Annotated in this window: 18 protein-coding genes; all 18 read left to right on the top strand. The window is 48.9% G+C overall.

Annotation, left to right across the window (positions count from 1 at the left end; translation table 11 throughout):
• Window positions 1-5: 5 nt before the first annotated feature.
• The 18 genes from hrcA to K8S19_05160 all read left to right on the top strand — a co-directional run bounded on the left by hrcA (window position 6) and on the right by K8S19_05160 (window position 19,134).
• Window positions 6-1,037: a heat-inducible transcriptional repressor HrcA gene (hrcA, locus tag K8S19_05245; GenBank protein ID MCD4813078.1), complete on the top strand. Its 1,032-nt coding sequence runs from the start codon at window positions 6-8 to the stop codon at window positions 1,035-1,037.
• Between the two features lie 118 nt (window positions 1,038-1,155).
• Window positions 1,156-1,797 (top strand): nucleotide exchange factor GrpE, encoded by a 642-nt coding sequence (gene grpE, locus K8S19_05240; protein ID MCD4813077.1) that lies wholly within the window; start codon window positions 1,156-1,158, stop codon window positions 1,795-1,797.
• A gap of 44 nt (window positions 1,798-1,841) precedes the next feature.
• A complete protein-coding gene (gene dnaK, locus K8S19_05235; protein ID MCD4813076.1) occupies window positions 1,842-3,764 on the top strand; it encodes a molecular chaperone DnaK in 1,923 nt (640 codons plus the stop codon).
• Between the two features lie 154 nt (window positions 3,765-3,918).
• Window positions 3,919-5,055 (top strand): molecular chaperone DnaJ, encoded by a 1,137-nt coding sequence (dnaJ, locus tag K8S19_05230; GenBank protein ID MCD4813075.1) that lies wholly within the window; start codon window positions 3,919-3,921, stop codon window positions 5,053-5,055.
• A gap of 115 nt (window positions 5,056-5,170) precedes the next feature.
• Entirely contained in the window at window positions 5,171-6,226 is a 1,056-nt protein-coding gene (locus K8S19_05225) for a hypothetical protein (protein MCD4813074.1), read from the top strand.
• A gap of 12 nt (window positions 6,227-6,238) precedes the next feature.
• On the top strand, window positions 6,239-6,982 hold the full coding sequence (locus tag K8S19_05220) for a 16S rRNA (uracil(1498)-N(3))-methyltransferase (protein ID MCD4813073.1): 744 nt from the start codon (window positions 6,239-6,241) through the stop codon (window positions 6,980-6,982).
• 19 nt (window positions 6,983-7,001) lie between these two features.
• Entirely contained in the window at window positions 7,002-7,874 is an 873-nt protein-coding gene (aroE, locus tag K8S19_05215) for a shikimate dehydrogenase (protein MCD4813072.1), read from the top strand.
• Between the two features lie 184 nt (window positions 7,875-8,058).
• Window positions 8,059-9,123 carry a PilT/PilU family type 4a pilus ATPase gene (locus K8S19_05210; GenBank protein ID MCD4813071.1) on the top strand — a complete coding sequence of 355 codons (1,065 nt, stop codon included), beginning with the start codon at window positions 8,059-8,061 and terminating at the stop codon, window positions 9,121-9,123.
• Window positions 9,124-9,155: 32 nt separating this feature from the next.
• Window positions 9,156-9,647, top strand: coding sequence for a type II secretion system GspH family protein (locus K8S19_05205; GenBank protein ID MCD4813070.1), 492 nt, complete (start codon window positions 9,156-9,158; stop codon window positions 9,645-9,647).
• Window positions 9,648-9,995: 348 nt separating this feature from the next.
• Window positions 9,996-11,102 carry a type IV pilus assembly protein PilM gene (pilM, locus tag K8S19_05200; GenBank protein ID MCD4813069.1) on the top strand — a complete coding sequence of 369 codons (1,107 nt, stop codon included), beginning with the start codon at window positions 9,996-9,998 and terminating at the stop codon, window positions 11,100-11,102.
• A gap of 2 nt (window positions 11,103-11,104) precedes the next feature.
• Window positions 11,105-11,695, top strand: coding sequence for a PilN domain-containing protein (locus tag K8S19_05195; protein ID MCD4813068.1), 591 nt, complete (start codon window positions 11,105-11,107; stop codon window positions 11,693-11,695).
• Window positions 11,692-12,231 (top strand): type 4a pilus biogenesis protein PilO, encoded by a 540-nt coding sequence (locus K8S19_05190; protein ID MCD4813067.1) that lies wholly within the window; start codon window positions 11,692-11,694, stop codon window positions 12,229-12,231. The genes K8S19_05195 and K8S19_05190 overlap by 4 nt, the downstream gene beginning before the upstream one ends.
• A 76-nt stretch (window positions 12,232-12,307) precedes the next feature.
• A complete protein-coding gene (locus K8S19_05185) occupies window positions 12,308-12,655 on the top strand; it encodes a hypothetical protein (GenBank protein MCD4813066.1) in 348 nt (115 codons plus the stop codon).
• Window positions 12,656-12,695: 40 nt separating this feature from the next.
• Complete coding sequence (locus K8S19_05180) at window positions 12,696-15,212, top strand: AMIN domain-containing protein (protein ID MCD4813065.1); 2,517 nt, start codon at window positions 12,696-12,698, stop codon at window positions 15,210-15,212.
• Window positions 15,213-15,296: 84 nt separating this feature from the next.
• Window positions 15,297-16,469 carry a chorismate synthase gene (gene aroC / locus K8S19_05175; GenBank protein ID MCD4813064.1) on the top strand — a complete coding sequence of 391 codons (1,173 nt, stop codon included), beginning with the start codon at window positions 15,297-15,299 and terminating at the stop codon, window positions 16,467-16,469.
• Complete coding sequence (locus K8S19_05170; protein MCD4813063.1) at window positions 16,466-17,017, top strand: shikimate kinase; 552 nt, start codon at window positions 16,466-16,468, stop codon at window positions 17,015-17,017. The genes aroC and K8S19_05170 overlap by 4 nt, the downstream gene beginning before the upstream one ends.
• Complete coding sequence (locus tag K8S19_05165) at window positions 17,011-17,907, top strand: bifunctional enoyl-CoA hydratase/phosphate acetyltransferase (protein ID MCD4813062.1); 897 nt, start codon at window positions 17,011-17,013, stop codon at window positions 17,905-17,907. The genes K8S19_05170 and K8S19_05165 overlap by 7 nt, the downstream gene beginning before the upstream one ends.
• Window positions 17,908-19,134: a class I SAM-dependent rRNA methyltransferase gene (locus tag K8S19_05160; GenBank protein MCD4813061.1), complete on the top strand. Its 1,227-nt coding sequence runs from the start codon at window positions 17,908-17,910 to the stop codon at window positions 19,132-19,134.
• Window positions 19,135-19,322: the final 188 nt, after the last annotated feature.

The following is a 19,322-nucleotide window of genomic DNA, read 5'->3' as shown; positions in this document are numbered from 1 at the left end:
ATGGAATGGAATTAGTCTTATCCAGAGAACAAACTGTCATGGTTGCCGTGATTGAGCAGTACATTGCATCAGCCGAACCGGTGAGCTCGCAGCAACTATGCCGGCACTATGGGTTCCCCTACAGGTCGGCCACTGTCCGGAGTATTCTCGCAACATTAGAGGAGAAGGGGTATTTAATTCACCCGTATACTTCAGCCGGAAAAATTCCTACGGTGAAGGCATACCGTTTTTTTGTGGAAGCCTTATTGCCCCCGTCGGGGGGGGATGGCATGGATCGCCGGCGGCCTTATTATGAATTGCTTAAACATGTGCAGGAAGAGGACAAGCTGATCGGTTTAACGGCCAAGGTGTTGGCGGTTTCTTCCCAATTGCTGGCCGTGACTTGGATGTCGAGCACAATCGAGGAACGGTTGGCCCATTTACAGTTGGTGTCATTGAGCCGGCATCGTCTTTTGGTGATCGTTCATACCATGGCGGGCGATGAATTTCATAAAGTGTTTTCTACGGAGGAGACACTGGGAACGCTGTTAATTAAACAGGTGGCGGATCTCGTCAACCGCAGGGCAAGAGGACGGACGGCGGATGAGTTGGAACGGCTGGCCAAGGTGGCCTGGCCGGGGTTGGAGCGCAACACCCTCAAGTTGTTAAGACGTGCTCTGCGCTGGACCGGAATGCATTTAAGCGGTTTGGACCGTGCCGTGCGCATTGAAGGGGCATCAAATTTAATGGAACAGCCGGAATTCAACAATTTGCCGGCGACACGACAACTGCTGACATTGCTGGATCAGAGGGAACAGTTCGTACGTTCTTTAGAAGCGCCCGGGATTGAACGGCAAGGTGTGCGTGTGGTGATTAATGAACGTGCCATGGCAGAGGCCATGCCGGTGTTGTCCCTGGTTTCCGAGGAAATTTTGTCGCGCAAAAGCAAAACAGTTCGTATCGGTGTGATTGGCCCGATACGTATGGCGTATGGAAAAATTATTCCGCTGATAAAAAATACAGCGGATGTATTGGCGGAAATAATAAACATCAAATAAGTGTTGGCTAAGATGGCGTAATCGTGTAATGAAAATTTACAGGTTTACCGGCATCCGCCGGGCAAGCCGGGCAGTCTGCCCGCCAATGAAGCGTTAGCACGATAAAGGCGGTGATACTATGTGGTATGAAAATTCAGAAGAAAAAAAATCTTCGAAAAAGCGGGAATCAACAAGTGATTCGGTCCAGGAGGGCACCATCAATACTCTGGGAAATGCTTTTCCCGGTTCTTCGGACCCGACCAAAGCCTTTGATGAGGATGATGGCGTTTCCGATGGTGCGGTGACCCATGATGAGATCAGTGCGCTGAAAAAAGCCATTAAAGAACAGGAAGAGAAGGCAAATTTAAATTATGATCGCTACTTGAGAGCCTTGGCTGAATTGGAAAACTATAAAAAAAGAATGAACCGGGATCGCACTGATTTGCTCCGCTATGCCGGCGAAGATTTACTCATGGAAATTCTCCCGGTGGTGGATAACCTGGAACGTACCTTGGAACACACGCAGAAGTCGACAGATGTTAAAAAAGTGATTGAGGGTGTGCAACTGATTTATCGTCAGTTTATAAAATCATTGGAAAAATCGGGTGTTACGCGAATTGAGAAAACACCATGTGTTTTTGATCCGGCGATCCATCAGGCATTGCAGCGAGTGGACGACAAAAGTGTGGCGGATGATACGGTGATTGCCATTTTACAAAAAGGCTATACCTTAAACGGCAAAGTCGTCAGACCTGCCATGGTCAAGGTCGCCAAGCATTAATGTTGATTTGCGGAAATAAATGAATACGGAAAGGAAGTAAAATAATGGGAAAAGTAATCGGAATTGATCTGGGGACAACCAATTCATGTATGGCAGCCATGCAAAGCGGCGAAGCGGTGGTTATTCCCAATGCAGAGGGGACGCGGACGACGCCCTCAATTGTGGGGTTTGCAAAAAGTAATGAACGCCTGGTCGGTCAGGTTGCCAAGCGTCAGGCAGTTACCAATCCGGAGAACACCATTTTTTCCATTAAGCGATTTATGGGTCGCCGGTTTGACGAAGCGAGTGACGAAGAAAAAATGGTGCCGTACAAAACCATGGCGGCATCCAACGGCGATGTCCGTGTTGAGGCGCAGGGCAAGGCGTATGCGCCGCCGGAAATTTCCGCCATGCTTTTGCAGAAATTAAAAACAGATGCAGAAGCCTACCTGGGCGAAGAAGTTACGGACGCGGTCATCACTGTGCCGGCTTATTTTAATGACAGCCAGCGTCAGGCGACCAAGGATGCCGGAAAAATTTCCGGGTTGAATGTGCTGCGTATTATCAATGAACCCACTGCGGCCGCGTTGGCATATGGTATGGATAAAAAGAAAAATCAGAAAATTGTGGTCTATGATCTGGGCGGCGGAACATATGATATTTCTGTTCTTGAATTGGGCGACGGTGTTTTTGAAGTAAAGTCAACCAACGGTGATACCCATTTAGGCGGCGATGATTTTGACCAGATGATTATTGATTGGCTGGCGGATGAATTTAAAAAGGAAAATGCCATTGATCTGCGTCAGGATAAAATGGCGTTGCAGCGGCTCAAAGAGGGCGCGGAAAAGGCCAAGTGCGAACTTTCCTCTACAACCCAGACCGAGATCAATCTGCCGTTTATCACTGCGGATGCCTCGGGGCCCAAACATTTGGTAATGTCTTTAAGCCGGGCGCGGTTTGAGCAATTGGCCGGCCATCTGGTGGATCGGACCATGGAACCGATGCAAAAGGCGTTGAAAGATGCCGGATATTCCGCAAGTGATATTCATGAAGTGATCCTGGTGGGCGGCCAGACACGCATGCCTATGGTACAGCAAAAGGTTAAAGAATTTTTTGGTCGTGAACCGAATAAGGGCGTCAATCCCGACGAAGTGGTTGCCTTGGGTGCTGCGATTCAAGCCGGAGTGCTCAAAGGGGATGTGAAGGATGTCCTTTTGCTGGATGTGACGCCCCTCTCTTTGGGGATTGAGACGCTGGGCGGGGTTTCCACCAAGTTGATTGAGCGCAACACGACTATTCCCAGCAAGAAAAGCCAGATTTTTTCCACAGCCGCAGATAACCAGTCCACGGTTTCCATTCGCGTCTTGCAGGGTGAAAGAGAGATGGCGGATGACAACCGTACTCTGGGCAGATTTGATTTAACCGGGATTCCGTCGGCACCGCGGGGTGTTCCTCAGATTGAGGTGACATTTGACATTGATGCCAATGGTATTGTGCATGTTTCGGCCAAGGATTTGGGAACCGGCCGGGAACAGAAAATTACCATCACGGCCAGCTCAGGTCTGGATGATACTGAAATTGATCGTATGGTTAAGGAGTCTGAATCCAATGCCGGGGATGACAAGAAAAAGCGGCATGCAGTGGAAGCAAAAAACCGTGGTGATTCGCTGGTCTACAATACGGAAAAAATTCTGGATGAGCACGGAGATAAAATTGAGGGTGCAGTCAAAGATCAGGTGAAGAAGTCGATTGAGGATTTGAAAAAGTCTTTAGAAAAACAAGATGCCGATGAGATCGAAGCTGCCTGCGATAAAGTTGAAAAAATGGCACAAAAAGTAGGGGAAGCTGTTTACGCCAAGGCTTCGGCCGACAAGGAAGGCGGCGCTGCCCAACAGGAGGCGGCTTCCGGCACGGCGGAGGATAAAAAAGAAGAGGATGTTGTCGAGGCGGAATACCAGGCTGAGGATGGTCAGGAAAGCAAGAAATAGTTTTTGATGATCCGGTACGCATGAGGATGATGTTTCAAGGCCGCGGCAGAAGATCCGATGACCTTCAAAGGACAATGCTGCGGTCTTTTTAATATTAATGATGTTTTTTTCAGCCAAGCGGCAGGGGAAAACAGAAGCGTTTTATTTGAGGTGAATTATGGCGACTAAACGTGATTATTATGAGGTGCTGGGTGTTGAGCGCGGTTCCAATGATGATTCCATCAAACGGGCCTATCGCAATATGGCTAAAAAATATCACCCGGATGCCAATCCGGGGAATAAGGGCGCGGAAGACAAGTTTAAGGAAATTAATGAAGCCTATGAGGTTCTCAAGGATTCCAAGAAAAAAGCGACCTATGATCAATTTGGACATGCCGGGGTCAATGCGCAAGCCGGTGGCGGTGGATTTTCAGGCGGCGGTTTCTCGGATTTTGGCGATATGGGGGACATGTTTTCGGAGATTTTCGAGGGTTTCTTTGGTGGTGCGGGCGGCCGGACAGGCCGGAGTACCCAGTCGCGGGCGCGACGCGGGTCTGATCTGCGTTATGATTTGACAATCAATTTTATGGACAGTGCCAAAGGCAAGGAAGTCAACTTGGAGATTCCGCGTATGGAGACTTGCGACACCTGCAACGGTCAGGGGACCAAACCGGGAACACACAGGAAAATCTGTCACACCTGTCAGGGTGCCGGACAAGTTCGTATGGCACAGGGATTTTTCTCTGTCATGCGTACCTGTCCTACGTGTGAAGGTACAGGCCGGATTGCAGAACAGCCCTGCACAACGTGTCGCGGTGAAGGTCGGCGGCGAACGATTCGGAAAATTTCAGTCAAAATTCCTACCGGGGTGGATACCGGGAGCCGTTTGAAGATATCGGGTGAAGGCGAGGCCGGTATGAATGGCGGTCCGCGAGGGGATCTCTACGTTGTGATCCAAGTCAGAAATCACGAACTTTTTATACGTGAGGACGAGAACGTACGGTGCGAGATTCCGGTTCCGTTTACCATTGCGGCATTGGGAGGGGAAATCGAGGTTCCCACGCTGCAGGGAATGGTTTCCATGAAGGTGCCGGCAGGGACACAGACCGGCAAGACTTTTCGCATGCGCGGCAAGGGATTTTCCAACCTGCGCGGGCTGGGCACCGGCGATCAGATGGTGACCGTGGTGGTCGAGACTCCGGCTAAGTTAAACAACAAACAGGCGATGCTGCTTAAAGAATTTGTTAAGATTACCGGACCTGAAGCGTATCCTGATGTTCGGCGGTTTAAGGAACACGTCCGCAAACTTTAAGGTTTGGCGTCTGCCGGTTGCCAATTCATGTCTTCGGCACTGGACAGATTTTTTATTCCAGGTTAAAATTTTAAATTGTCTATCTAGAACATGTGATGTTACAGGAGGCATGCGTATGGAACGTTTCATGGTGCGAAAGCGTTGGCGAAATATTCTGGTGATGATTCTTGTTGCCGGTTTTGCGGTCAGTTGTGTCCAGCAAACGGGTTCTTTTAAAAAACGTCTTTCCAAAGTTCGCGAGAAAAAACGTGAACTTAGTATGAAACAGAGCGGTATGAGTAAGTATTTGGAAGGAATTGATGATACGGCTCTAATCGTATTCGTCAGCGTCGTGGACGATTATACCCAGATACACACGATTACGCCTGCGGGCGAGGACATGAAGCAGTTGACCGATACACTGGAGTATAAGTGCCGTCCGGTCTGGAATTTGGAACACACTAAAATTGCTTTTTTTCAGTATGACAGTGATTCACCCATTGGGGATAAAATTGCGTTGATTGCCATGAATGCCGATGGTACGGAGATAAAGAGCGTTGCCAAAGATAAAAAAATCAAGGCCCGGGACATGCGGCTAAGCTGGAAACCGGACAGCAGCGTGTTGTATGTACAGGAAAAGGACTTTCCCACAATTTTATATGGTTATGATGTCCAGACCGGTTTGCAGAGGGAAACCATCCGCCTGCCTAAAAACAGTTTTATGACCGAAGTTCACTCACTTTCTCCTGATATGCAGTATTTGGCAGGTTCCGGTCCGAGTAAGCATGACAATGTCAGCCATATCGGAAATATCCGTAAGGATGGCAAGCTGGAAACGGACTTGATGAAGCCTTTTAATCAAGTGCCATATCATTTGGGGACGGTTGTCTGGGCCTATGACAGCCATTTGGTTGCCTTTGAACTGGATAAAATTATTATGGTTATGTCCAAACGTTTCAGCCTTGATTTCGAAGCGTATCCATTGACCCCCCAAGATTTTGCCGCAGAACTTTCCGGCCCGGCTTTCTCGCCCAGCGGTAAAAAGATGGCCTGTATTATGGAAAAGGTCAGCGAAGGTAATGTGGGGTCCGGAGATCAGGAAGTCTCCTCAGATGTATGGGTTATGAATTTGGACGGTACGCGGCAGCGGAAAATAACCAAAACGGGCAGCTGTTTTGATCCGCACTGGTAGTCGTCGATTCTGATGGGACTGCCGCGATTTATCCTGACACCGGAAGATTTTCAGACCCGGCCACTGCTGTTGTCCGGCGGTGATGCCCACCATTGCCGCATTCTTCGGCTTAAGCCCAATGATCCGGTATTGATTTCGGACGGCCGGGGCAAAGAATACCATGCCCGAATTATTCACTTTTTAAAAAATAGCGTTGAACTCATACTGGGTGAGGTATCCCAACACCAGCCCGAGTCTCCGCTTGCAGTGACATTGTTTCAGGGGTTTGCCAAGGGGAGTAAATTAGACTGGATTATTCAGAAAACCACAGAGCTGGGTGTTGCTGGGATTGTTCCGGTTATTTCCGGTTTTTCACAGATGAAACTGGTGGATGGACGGGAACACCGTTTCGACCGCTGGCAGGAAATCGCGCGGCAGGCAGTTCGTCAGTCAGGCCGTACGGTGGTACCGAAGGTCGCGCAGCCTATTTGTTTTACGAAGAGTTTAGAAACAGTTTCTAAGGAACATCTGAGTATTTTGTTTCAAGCATCGGAGTCGCCGGAGCAGGGATGGCAGGCACAATTGGCCGGTCTCAAACGTCCGGACGCGCTTTCGCTTTGGGTGGGACCGGAAGGCGGTTTTACCCAAGAGGAAGTAGTTGCCGCCCGGAAAAAAGGTGTTCGCACGGTCAAGCTCGGTCCCAGGATTTTGCGCTCTGAAACAGCCGGTGTGGCGGCGGTTACTTTGGCACAATTTTTTTGGGGGGACATTTCCTGAAATAAGGAGGCGTTTTTTTATGGCCCCGAAACATGCATTTATTACAGGGGAAACAAAATTGGCCGGCGTGATTGGCTGGCCTATCACGCATACCTTGTCGCCGGTGATGCAGAATATTGCTTTTATGTATTACAACTTGGCAGTAACCTATGTCCCATTGGGTGTTCCACCTCAGGGGTTGAAAATGCTGTTGATGAGTTTGCAGCAACTAGGTGCGGTCGGGGTTAATGTTACGATTCCTTATAAAGAAAAAGTTATGTCTTTTTTGGATCAACTTGCTCCCAGTGCCAAGGCAATTCAAGCGGTCAACACCATTGTTTTTCAATCCGGGAAAATGGTCGGCCATAATACGGATGGGTTTGGTTTTCTTGCCAGCTTAAAAGGGGTCCAGACGTTGCATCAGAAACAAGCGGTCCTACTTGGCGGCGGTGGTGCCGGCCGGGCCGTCGCAATTTCGCTGGCACAAGCCAATGTCCGGAAAATAACGATTGTGGATATTGACGAAAAGCGTTTGCGGAAATTAGTCCGGGAGGTTAAGGCGTTGGGGTGCAGTCACGTTGCGGGGATGCGTCCGGGGACGGAGGCGCTGAAACAGTGTTTGCAACAAACTGATCTTTTGGTTAATGCCACACCCTTGGGGCTCAAAGCAGGCGATCCCTTGCCAATCCCGCAGGATTGGATGCCGAAAAGAAAATGTGTGATGGATTTGGTCTATGGCAGGCGGCCTACGTCTTTTTTTACCGGGGCTGCGCGCAAACAAAATCGTGTGGTTCCGGGTTGGAAAATGCTGCTTTTGCAGGGTGCGGAATCATTCCGCTTGTGGACCGGAAAAAAACCACCGGTCGCAAAGATGGAAGCGGCATTGCTTCTGGCAGCCGGGATAAAAAAATAAAAATTTTTCACCACGGGGAACACGGAGTCCACGGAGAAAGGCAATAGTGAAGAAATGAAGAGAGAAGGAGGGTAAATCATTTTTGCTTTTTTGAAGCGTGGATTTTGATTTGAAATTATGTTGATTTGAAAAAAACAAAAGATGATATAATAAAAGACTATTCCGGTAAGGGAGGCGTTTTAATATGATCACCATTGAGATGCTTATTCGCCTGTTGTTTGAAAAAAAAGCGTCTGATTTACATATTACTTCCAATGCGGCGCCAACCTTACGCATTGATGGGGAAATTGTAAGCAGCGAGCTGGAGCGGCTTAAACCTGAATTGTGTGCGACTTTAATTTATCAGGTGCTGACCGACGAACAACGGGAAAAATTAGGCCGGGAAAACGAGATTACCATTTCATTTGGGATCGGAAATATCGGACGTGTTCGCATGAATGTTTTTAAGCAGCAGGGAAACATTGCAGCCAACCTGCGGCGTATTCCTGATGAGATCACCAATTTTGAAGAATTAGGGTTGCCGCCGATTGTGACGGACATTGTTCAGCTTCCCAAAGGACTGGTGTTGGTTACCGGCCCGACCGGTTCGGGAAAATCAACGACCTTGGCCGCCATGATCAATTGGATTAATCAGAATAAAGCGGTCCATGTTCTCACCATTGAAGAACCGATTGAGTATATTTTTAATCATGAGAAGTCAATTGTCAACCAGCGGGAGATTGGCACCGATTCGGAAAATTTCGGGAGTGCTTTGAAAAACGCACTTTGTTCGGATCCGGATGTTGTGCTGCTTAGTGAGTTTAAAACACCGCAAACCATTGCGGCGGCGCTGACCCTGGCTGAGACCGGGCATTTGGTTATTGCAGCTATGGAATCTACCGACTCTGTGCAGGCAATTTATCGGATTGTCAGTACGTTTGATCCGCATGAGCAGTTTCGCGTGCGTGTGCAGCTTTCCACGGTGCTGCAGGCCATCATGGCGCAGCAGCTTTTGCCGCGTGGTTATTCTTCGGGGCGCGCCATGGCCTGCGAGATTTTGATTCCCACTTCGGCGGTGCGTAATTTAATTCGTGAGGAAAAAGAGCAGCAAATTTCTGCAGTCATGCAGACTGGAAGTGAGTATGGCATGCAAACCATGAATCAGGCATTGTTTGATTTGTATCAGAAGCAACTGGTAACGTATAATGAAATATTTTCCAGAACCACTGATCCGCGTGACTTACAACAACTGGTTAAAGGCACCATGTAGGTGATCGTATTTATATAGAGGGGATTTGTATTATGCGACAATTGGCATCTCAGGAAAAAGGGTTTACGTATATTGAAATTGCGATTTTCATTGCGATACTTGGCATTGTCGCGGCATTGGCATATCCCTATTTTCAGGACTTGCGGGAGAAAGCGCGGGAGAGTACGACCAAAGCGAATATCAGCGCGATCAAGGCTGCGATCTCAATTTACTATGGTGATCATGAAGGGATTTGGCCGACAACCCTGGATGTGATGGATAAAACACCTGGTTATGGATTTGGTGATTATCTTCCGGTGATGCCCAAAGTTTTGGTGACCTATCCGGATGATACTGCTAAAAGTCCGGCCGGAAATCAAGTGATCTACAAGGCTTTCAATGAAGCGCCGGGTTTAAGCAAACCCGCTGTTCAAGGTATTGGCTGGCGCTATGACGGCCCTAACCAGTCCAATACCGGGCGTATCTGGATTAACAGTTCCTACACGGATACAAATGGTGTTTCTTATACAACCTATGGCTATTAATAATAAGTGATACACACGATCCTGTATTTCAAGCAGACTTTATTCGCAAATAAGACCTGAAGGGTATTATCTTCGGTTGTTGTTGGTTAAGAATTTTGTTTGTCCTGAATTGCTCTTTTTTTTCTTGCTTTTTCCGGCATTGCTCTTTATAATCCTGAAAAAAGAAGTATTTTCCAGATCCGGCCTAAGGCCTGTGAGGAAGAGATTGGTATATTAACAAAAAACTTAAAAAAGTGCTGGAATATTTCATTGCACATATTTTTTTTGTAGTCACTGTTTTATACGGTCCAGCAGTGAATTGATAAATCAGACGGGCCTGTCTTGGTTGAGAGATAAAAGGAGGCGTGGGTGCTCGACTTCCTCAAAAATCGTAAACTATTAGGTCTGGATATTGGCAGTCATACCATCAAAGCTGTTCAGCTCCAAAAACGGGGTGAACAGCTTCGTTTGACCCATCTTGTCATCAAGGAAATCCCCACTGAAATTCAGGAAGAAGCGGATCCGGTCGTGCGCGATGAAATGCTGGCGGCTACGATTAAGACGTTGCTCAAGGAAAATAAAATTACAACAAAAAATGTGATCTCTTCCATTGCGGGTGACTCGGTGATTGTGCGTTATGTTAAATTGCCCAAGATGAGTGAAGATGAGCTGAAAAATGTTATCAGTTATGAAGCAGAGCAATATATTCCCCTGGCCATTGACCAGGTCATTCTGGATTTTTCCATTTTAGGTGAGATCGAAGAAGAAGGTATTGAAAAAATTGAGGTTCTGCTGGTGGCTGCCAAAGAAGAAATTATTGATATGCATATCACACTGCTTCATTTGGCAGGCCTTAATCCGGTGCTCATCGATGTGGATACCTTTGCATTGCAAAATGCCTTTGAGGTAAATTACGGTGAAAACACCGGAGAGACAATCGGTCTGATTAATATCGGCGCCAAGTTGACCACGATTAATATTCTGGAAGACGGCGTGACCCATCTGACCCGCGACGTGGCTGTGGCGGGAAACAGTTTTAGCCGGGAAATTCAACGCGAGTTTGATGTCAGTTTTAATGAAGCCGAAATTTTGAAAAAAGAAGAGGGCGAGGTTTTAATTGAATCGGAAGATATCATGCAGATGGAAATTCCCAAGAACGATGACAAGTCAGCCCGAATCGGTGAGGCGATTACGCCTATTTTGAATAAATTGGTGGCTGAGATCCAACGCTCTTTTGATTATTATGAAAGTACAATCCGCCAAAAATCCATTTCACGGATTGTACTTTCCGGCGGCGCCGCAAAACTAAAAAATCTCGATAAATATTTGTCTGAAAAATTTGATGTCAGTGTTGAGCGAAATGATCCCTTCAAGGAAGTGATTATTCCGGAAAAAGATTTTGATCTGGAGTTTATTACACAGAACGCGCAGATGTTTAATATTGGCGTGGGTCTGGCATTGCGGGATGCGGAGTAGTCATGCTTAAGATCAATCTACTCCCCCTCAAAATTAGAAAAACCAAAGGCGTCATTCGGCTGTACACCTATTTGGTAATCGCCGGGTCGCTGGCGGCGATTGTACTGGTTATGGTATTATTAAATGTTTTGGCACAAACGCGGGGCGTGGAGAAAAAAATCGCGGACTTGCACGCTGCCGAAGCGGCTTTGGCGGATAAAACCGGGCCCTTGCTCAGTTTGGCGCGGCAGGAGGAAAAAATTGTCAAGCTCAAGGCGATGATCGGCCGCTTGACACAGGAACAGCCGATTTGGATCAAAATATTGGACGAGCTTGCCAATGTCGTGCAAGATGATATGTGGTTGACCAAATTGCTTTCCGAACGCCAGGCTGGGAAAAAACGTCTGGTGTTGACACTGGAAGGCGAGGCCTATCACAAAATTTCTGTCGCGGATTTTTTAACTATGCTGGAAAATTCGGATTTTTTTACGGAAGTAACACTGGAAGCACTCAATGAGACCCAGAGGGGGAATCGCTCCCAGGTACAATTTAAATTGAAAATGCATTTTGCTGAGGTCTTGCCAATGGAAGCGTCCGAGGAGAAAGAAAAGTGAACCGCGACATGATTCGCTATATCATCATTGGCATCGGGAGTACGGTTGTGCTGGTGCTGTACAGCCTGTTTGCTTTTTTCCCGCTTAATCAGCGGTTGGTTGAGAAAAAACAGGTGTTGCAGGATCAGCAAAAACAATTGGCCACAGCCCAGGAACTGGTAGCACGCTACGATGAGTTTATGGCACGCATGGGGAGGCTCCAAATTGAGATGCAGCAACTGGAGAACGAAGTTCCCAGTCAGCCGCGCATCCCACTTTTGCTTAAGGACGTGACCCGGGTGGCGGCCGAGTGTAATATCAAGGATTTTCAATTTGCTCCGCAACCGGTTATTGCCGGTGAAGGCTATGTATTTCAGCCGGTCCAGGTAACCATTACATGTGATTATCATGCTCTGGGGACATTTGTGAGCAAGCTGGCGGCTTTGCCGCGTTTGATCAACACCCGGGACCTTCAGATTACCGCGCGCGCGGGGGAAAAAAATATGGACTCGATAACAGCCCGGATGGTATTGGTGACCTATGTGCAACGTGATTAATAAAACCATTGGAATCGTAGGGATCTGTTTGGCAATCGGTATACCGGTTTCTTCTTTCGGAAGCAATGGGGGGAGTGTGGCGGATTCAAGTGAGACCCTTCAGGTGAAACCACAAGTTAAATATATGTCCAAAGGTCGGCGGGACCCCTTTGTCAAACCGCTGGCGGGACGGTTGTTTAATGTGATGCAGAAAGTGGATATCGAGACGCTGCGTCTCACCGGCGTGATTCGTAATTCCCGGCAGGCAGTGGCTTTGTTTGCATCGCAGTCAGGCCCGAAATTCGGATTTTTGCTAAAAAACGGGAAGCTCTACCGGGAAAATCATCAAACGGTTTCCGGGATTACGGGTAAGGTTGTCAATCCGGGAAAAGTAATTTTGAAACAAGGTGAGAAACAGATTGTTTTTAAGCTTCGCGCGAAGTAAATAAATGATGAATCATGAAGAAAGGAGCGTTGGCCGTCTTATGGAAAATTATCGTGCTAGTGCGAACACGATGGACAGCCTGCCCGGCGTACCGTGTCCGGCGAATGCTGGATGCCGGGTAAGTCCATCGATGAAGCAAGTCAATACCGCCGATTTAAGGTGGAGCACCGAATTGATAGTTCCGCAGATCGGTGCGACATCCTGCCGTATTTGGGGCAGGGCGAACCTCTCTCGACGCAAATACCGGCTTGTGACGCGATGGGCCTTAATGGTGTGGGTCATACTGTTTTTATTTTGTCCGTTCTCCAGCGGATTGGCGGCGGATGCTGTCGATGAGAGTGAAGGAACAATTGCCGTTGGGATTGAGGAAAATACTGCGGCGGAACAGGCTGAAGAAGTCAGGTCTGACAGTGCAGAGACGGAAGCTGATACGGACGAGGATGCGCAGGATGCAGAGGAAGCAATGGACTGGGCCGCGCGTCTGACACGCATCTCGGTCGAGACGATAAACGGTTTGCCGCAAGTGACCATCGTGACAACGAATAAAACGCAGAGTGCCATGACCTACCTTTCCAACCCCGACCGTTTGCTGCTGAAGGTTCGCAATACACTTTTGACCTGGAAACCCAACCGACTCACGGTGAATCAATCACCGCTTAACAGAATTCGCAGTGCACAACATGATGCGGATGTATGGGTCGTGTTTGATTTGGAGGAAAGCGTCAAGTGGGTGCGCGAGACGTATTCAAGCGGGATTACCCTCAAGCTTCCCCGGCGTTATGCATCCCGTTATGACCGGGAGCCGGATACAACGCAAGCGGCTAAAAACGCGTCCCGGCAAGAGCGTCCATCTTCCCGCAAAATGATGCCGGCCGGCGCATCTTATCATGTTGTTGATGTCGCGGTGTCGGACATTGGTGAGAAAACACGTCTGACGATCACGACAGATGGTCAGGCGAAGTACCGGGTCAAACGAGAACGCCAGGGACGGATTGTTTCTTTGCAGATTTATGGTGCGGCACTTACCTGGCAGGGGTCGCCTTCCGGATTGCCGGCCGGGGTGATAAAAAAAGTCAGGGCTCGCCAAAAAAAGGAAGACAACCAACCGGTGGTGGATATCCGGACCACACTTCATTCAACCAGTCCGTATTTGGTTTTCAAAGACCAGAATCAGGTTCTGATCGAGTTTGACAATCCGGGAACGCTGCAGCCCGGCCGCAAGCGCGGCAATCTTAATTCGCGGATTTCAGTTGATTTACAAAATGCTGATTTAAGTGCACTGTTGCGGGCCTTGGCGCAAGATGCGGGATTTGATCTGATTGTCACGCCGGGGTTGGAGATGCTGGAAGGGACGCAGTCGCAGGTGACGCTTTCCATTAATGAGCAGCCATTGAAAAATGTGCTGGATTTTATTCTCCGGCCGCGTCAGATGGCCTATGGGGTTGACGGCAATACGCTGCGTGTCGGCCTGGCCAAAGAATTTCCGGTTGAAACCCGGGTTTTTTCACTCAAGAATATTGAGGTGAAAAATTCAAATATTAAAACGTCGTTGGAAGGTGTGTTTACTGATGGGAGCAGGAGTCAGGTGGTGCTTGAACCGGCGGAAAACCGTGTCGTGGTTTCCGCCATTCCCAGCGACATGTCGCGTATCAAGGATGTTATCGCCGACATGGACCGGCAGAGCCGTTTGGTCACGCGATCTTTTTCACTTAGTTATACACAAGTTGAAAAGGTAGCACCTTTAATTAAATCAATTTTATCTTCACTCGGGTCACTGGAATCCAATAGCAATGAAAATGCTTTGGTCGTCAATGATCTTCCGGGCAATATCAATAAAATTGCGCGTATGCTAAGGAGTCTGGACACCAAAGCGCAGCAGGTCATGATTGAGGCGCGGATTGTAGAGGTGTCACACTCCTCGGAAATAGATTTAGGCGTGAACTGGAATGCAGCCCATACAGCGGCCACCCGGAATCCAAATATATCCCTTAGCTCCAATCCGGTTACAGGCGGCGTTGTGGGACAGTTGACAATCGGTACATTGCAGGCGGGGATGGATTTGGCTGCGACGCTTTCAGTACTGGAATCCAAGGGCAAAGTGAATACCATTTCCAATCCCAGAATTGCTACGTTGAATAATCAGACGGCAACGCTAAAGGCGAGCCAGAATATTCCCTATGCAACCAGCAATATTAGCAACGGGGTTGTGTCCAATGTGATTACATATCTTGAATTGCCGATTACCCTTACCGTGACGCCGCAGGTTACCCGGGATGGACAGGTGCTTATGAATCCGCTCACCCTGACTGTCACGACCGTGACAAATACAGGGACACCGCCTTCGACCAGCACGCGTTCAGCCACCACCCAGATGATGGTGGATGACGGAGAAACCATTGCCATCGGCGGCATGGTACGTGATGAGTCAATCACGCGGGAATCAAAGGTTCCCCTGTTGGGAGACATTCCGTTGCTGGGTTTTTTATTCAGGAGCAATGTGACCACGAAAAACAAGGTTGAATTGGTGGTTTTTTTAACCACGCATATTTTAGAATAATTGTAAAAAAGCAGGTCGTATAAAAAAAGTTTTTCAGTTGGGTCTTTTGGAATTTTAAAAAATACAGAAAGCGAGTATTTATTCATGTTTCGTTTTTTATCTGCCGGAGAATCACACGGTCCATCCTTGAGTGTTATTATCGAAGGGATGCCGGCCGGTTTGGTATTGCCGTTAGAGAAGATTAACCGCGAGTTGGCGCGTCGTCAAAAAGGATATGGTCGCGGTGATCGAATGTTGATTGAAAAGGACCGGGTCCGGGTTACCTCGGGAATGCGCCATGGTGAAACCCTGGGGAGTCCGATTACCCTGGTGATTGAAAATCGTGACTGGAAAAATTGGGAACAGGCTATGGATCCTGAAAAATTGGACAAGAGTGCAGCGTTTGACCGCATTCATCGTCCCCGGCCGGGTCATGCTGATTTGGTGGGCGGGCTTAAATATGACCGGAGTGATTTTCGCGATATTTTAGAACGCGCCTCTGCGCGCGAAACAGCGACACGGGTTGCAGCGGGTGCGGTGGCGAAAGTTCTGTTGGCGGCATTTGGTGTGGAACTCGGGTCCTGGGTGGATCAGATCGGCGGTATTCATGCAAACTTACCGACCGGGTCACCGGCCCGGCTGGCAAAAAAAGCGGATCAATCCGATACCCATTGTCCAGATGAGACGGTTTCCAGAAAAATACATACAGCGATTGACCGGGCGCAGCATCAAGGGGATACCCTGGGAGGGGTTTTTACAGTCTCAGCCTGGGGGTTGGTTCCGGGATTAGGTAGTCATGCACAATGGGACAGACGTCTGGATATGGCAATTGCCGGTGCGATGATGAGTATTCCGGCGATGAAGGGTGTTGCTTTTGGACTGGGATTTGATGCCGCACAGTTGCCCGGTTCGAAAGTGCATGATGTGATTACGTATCGCAAGGGTGGAAAAAACGGGGGATTTAGCAGGCGGACGAATAATGCCGGCGGGGTGGAAGGTGGGATCAGCACGGGAGAACCCTTGTTGGTCCGGGTGGCGATGAAGCCGATTTCCACTTTGCGCAAACCACTTAAATCAATTGATATGCAAAGCAAGCGCGCATTGGTGGCGGGGTATGAACGCTCCGATGTCTGCGCGGTCCCGGCGGCAGCCGTGGTAGGTGAAGCCATGCTGGCAATGGAATTGGTGAAAAAATGGCAGGAAAAATTTGGCGGTGATTCACTTTCCGAAATGCGCGCCAACTGGAAAACGTATCAGCGGTATTTAGATAGACGATGATGAATATTATTCTGGTTGGATTTATGGGGACCGGGAAAAGCATGGTCGGGCGCCGACTGGCGGACAACCTTCAGTTTTCATTTCTTGATACCGATGATTCAATTATTCGGCTTGCCGGGAAATCCATATCAGATATTTTTTCCCAGGACGGCGAAGGCGTTTTTCGCACATGGGAAACCCGTGTTTTAAAACAGTTTGTTGAGGCGGGGATGACACGGCAGGTTATCGCCACAGGCGGCGGTATCGTGCTGGCTGAACAAAATTGGTCTTTGATGCGCAAGCTGGGTTGCGTGGTCTGCTTGACTGCCGAGCCGGATGTTGTTTTAAAGAGAGTTGGCACGGCGTCGGATCGGCCGCTTTTGGCGGGTACCCAGGCGGAAGTTATCCAGCGGATCAGGGCATTGCTTGCGCAGCGGCAATCCGCCTATGCCAAGGCGGATTGGACCTGTGATACGGGTCCGTTGGATATTCACGAAGCGGCGGAAGCGATTAAAATTTATTACGAGAAAAATTTGGGTAGGAAAGGATTGGATGAGACCGTATGTTGAAAAATTTTGAAGAACTTGTAGAGCAATTGAAGGGTGGTCCGAAAAAAACAGTTTCCGTAGCGGTTCCCGAGACCCGGGAGATTCTTCAGGCACTGGACCGTGCCTGGCGAGCCGGGATTGTTGAGGTGGCATTGGCCGGGGATCAGGAAAAAATTGAGCGGCTGCGTACTGATTTGAAACTGGATTTTCCCATCAAACATCTGGTGGATGCCAAAGATGAGAAGACTGCGGCAATCGAAGCGGTCCGTATGATTGCCGAGGGCAAGGCGCAGGTATTGATGAAAGGTAATTTAAAGACCTCGACAATTGTTTCGGCATTGATCAATCGTGATTTTGGATTGCGGACAGACAAGCCTATTTCGCACGTCTTTATTTTGGAAAGCAAGCCCTGTGGACGTTTGTTGTTTGTGGCCGATTCGGCGGTAAACATTGCACCTGATCTTCAACGCAAGGCGGATATTTTGCAAAACACGATTGATTTCACACGTCGGTTGGGATATCAAAATCCCAAAGCAGCTGTGCTGGCAGCGGTGGAGTATGTCAACGAAAAGATGCCGGCAACGGTTGATGCGAAGCAGTTGGCGGAAATGGCGGCAGCAGGCAAAATCACCGGCGGTGTGGTGGACGGTCCGCTGGCATTGGATGATGCGCTGTCTCAGTGGGTGTGCGAGGAAAAAGGGTATACCGGACCGGTAAAAGGCGATGCGGATATTCTGTTGGTGCCGGATATTGAGGCGGGAAATATTTTTTCCAAAGCACAGACCTTTATTGCCGGTGGTCCTTTGGCCGGTGTGGCGATTGGCGCCAAAGTACCCATGGTACTCAATTCCCGGGCCGATACCCTGGAAAACCGTTACTATGCCATTGCGGCCGCCTGTCGGGCGGCATAATTGGAAGCACTTTTGAAACAAGTCGTGGTCAATGCCAAGGCGGCCAAGCGCCTGCTCCAGGGATATCCCTGGATTTTTTCCGGACAGATTGAAGAATGGCGGCCCAAACCGGATCCGGGGGAGCTGGTCTCTATTTTAGATACGCAGGGCATTTTGCTCGGGTTTGCCTATGCCAATCCAGATAATATTCTTGCCTTAAAATACCTTTACACACCGGCGGCAGCTTCACGCGGGCAGGCTGACCGACCGGATGAAGCACTGGAAATTGCGCGTAAACTTGATCGCTGTCGTTCACAACGCGCAGCACTCTCACTCGATTCCAATGCGTATCGTCTGGTCTGGTCCGAGGCGGACGGTCTTCCCGGACTTATTTGTGATGACTATCATGGATTTATAGTGGTTCAGTTTTTAACTCGGGGGATGGATCAGCGCCGGCAGTATGTTCTTGACTGGCTGATATCGCGTATGAAACCAAAAGGTATTTTTGAGCGTAGCGAAGGGCATGGCCGAAGCCTGGAAGGCTTGGCGCCCAAACGGCAGTGGCTATGGCAGCCTGATCCCGGGCACACGGTTGACCATTGTGAAATTAAAGAAGGACCGGATTTATTTCAGGTTGATTTTGAAAAAGGGCATAAAACGGGTTTTTATCTTGACCAGCGTGCCGCGCGCCGCGTGTTACGCGCCAAGACACTGAAAGGGAAAGTGTTGGATGCTTTTTGTCATTCAGGTGGTTTTTCCCTGGCAGCTGTTCGCGCCGGCGCTGCTCAGGTTGAGGCGATTGACCGGGACACATCGGCGTTGAAACAACTTGAACACAATGCACAGCTAAATCAGGCGGCGTCATCCATTCAACCGATTGAAGCGGATGTTTTCATCTATTTGCGCGCCGCAGCGATGCGTGCGGAAAAATACAATGCCGTGATTTTGGATCCACCCTCGTTTGTGCGTTCACGTTCCGCGATTGAGGATGCCATGCGCGGATACCGGGAGCTGCATCTTCAGGCGGGAAAGCTTCTGCAGCCCGGGGCACGGCTGTTGACCTGTACCTGTTCGCATCACATTGGGCGTACTCCTTTTCGGCAGATGGTGCTGGGGACGATGCAGAGCGCGGGCAAACGTTTGGAACATATCCGGGTTTTTGGTCCGGACAAAGATCACCCGGAGAAATCCCAGATACCCGAGAGCCGGTATCTGACTTGCCTGTTGGCCCGGGTAAAGGCGACGTGAGTTGTATGAGTTTTTTGCTCAGAAAAAAAATGAGCAAGATGATACTAAATATTCAGCAGGTAAACACTGCATATTCAGAAGCACTGGCAGAAAAGGTGGTTGCTTCAGGGTGATTTTCTTGATACCATCATTTAAACAATCGGCATGAAAAAATCCCTGTTTAGACGGGTAGGAATGTATTTTTAAAG

It is taken from the genome of bacterium, assembly GCA_021108215.1.
GTDB lineage: Bacteria > Oederibacteriota > JAAXVQ01 > JAAXVQ01 > JAUVAV01 > JAIORK01.
The sequence above is the reverse complement of the archived record's forward strand: the minus strand, read 5'-3'. Positions and strand labels throughout refer to the sequence as shown.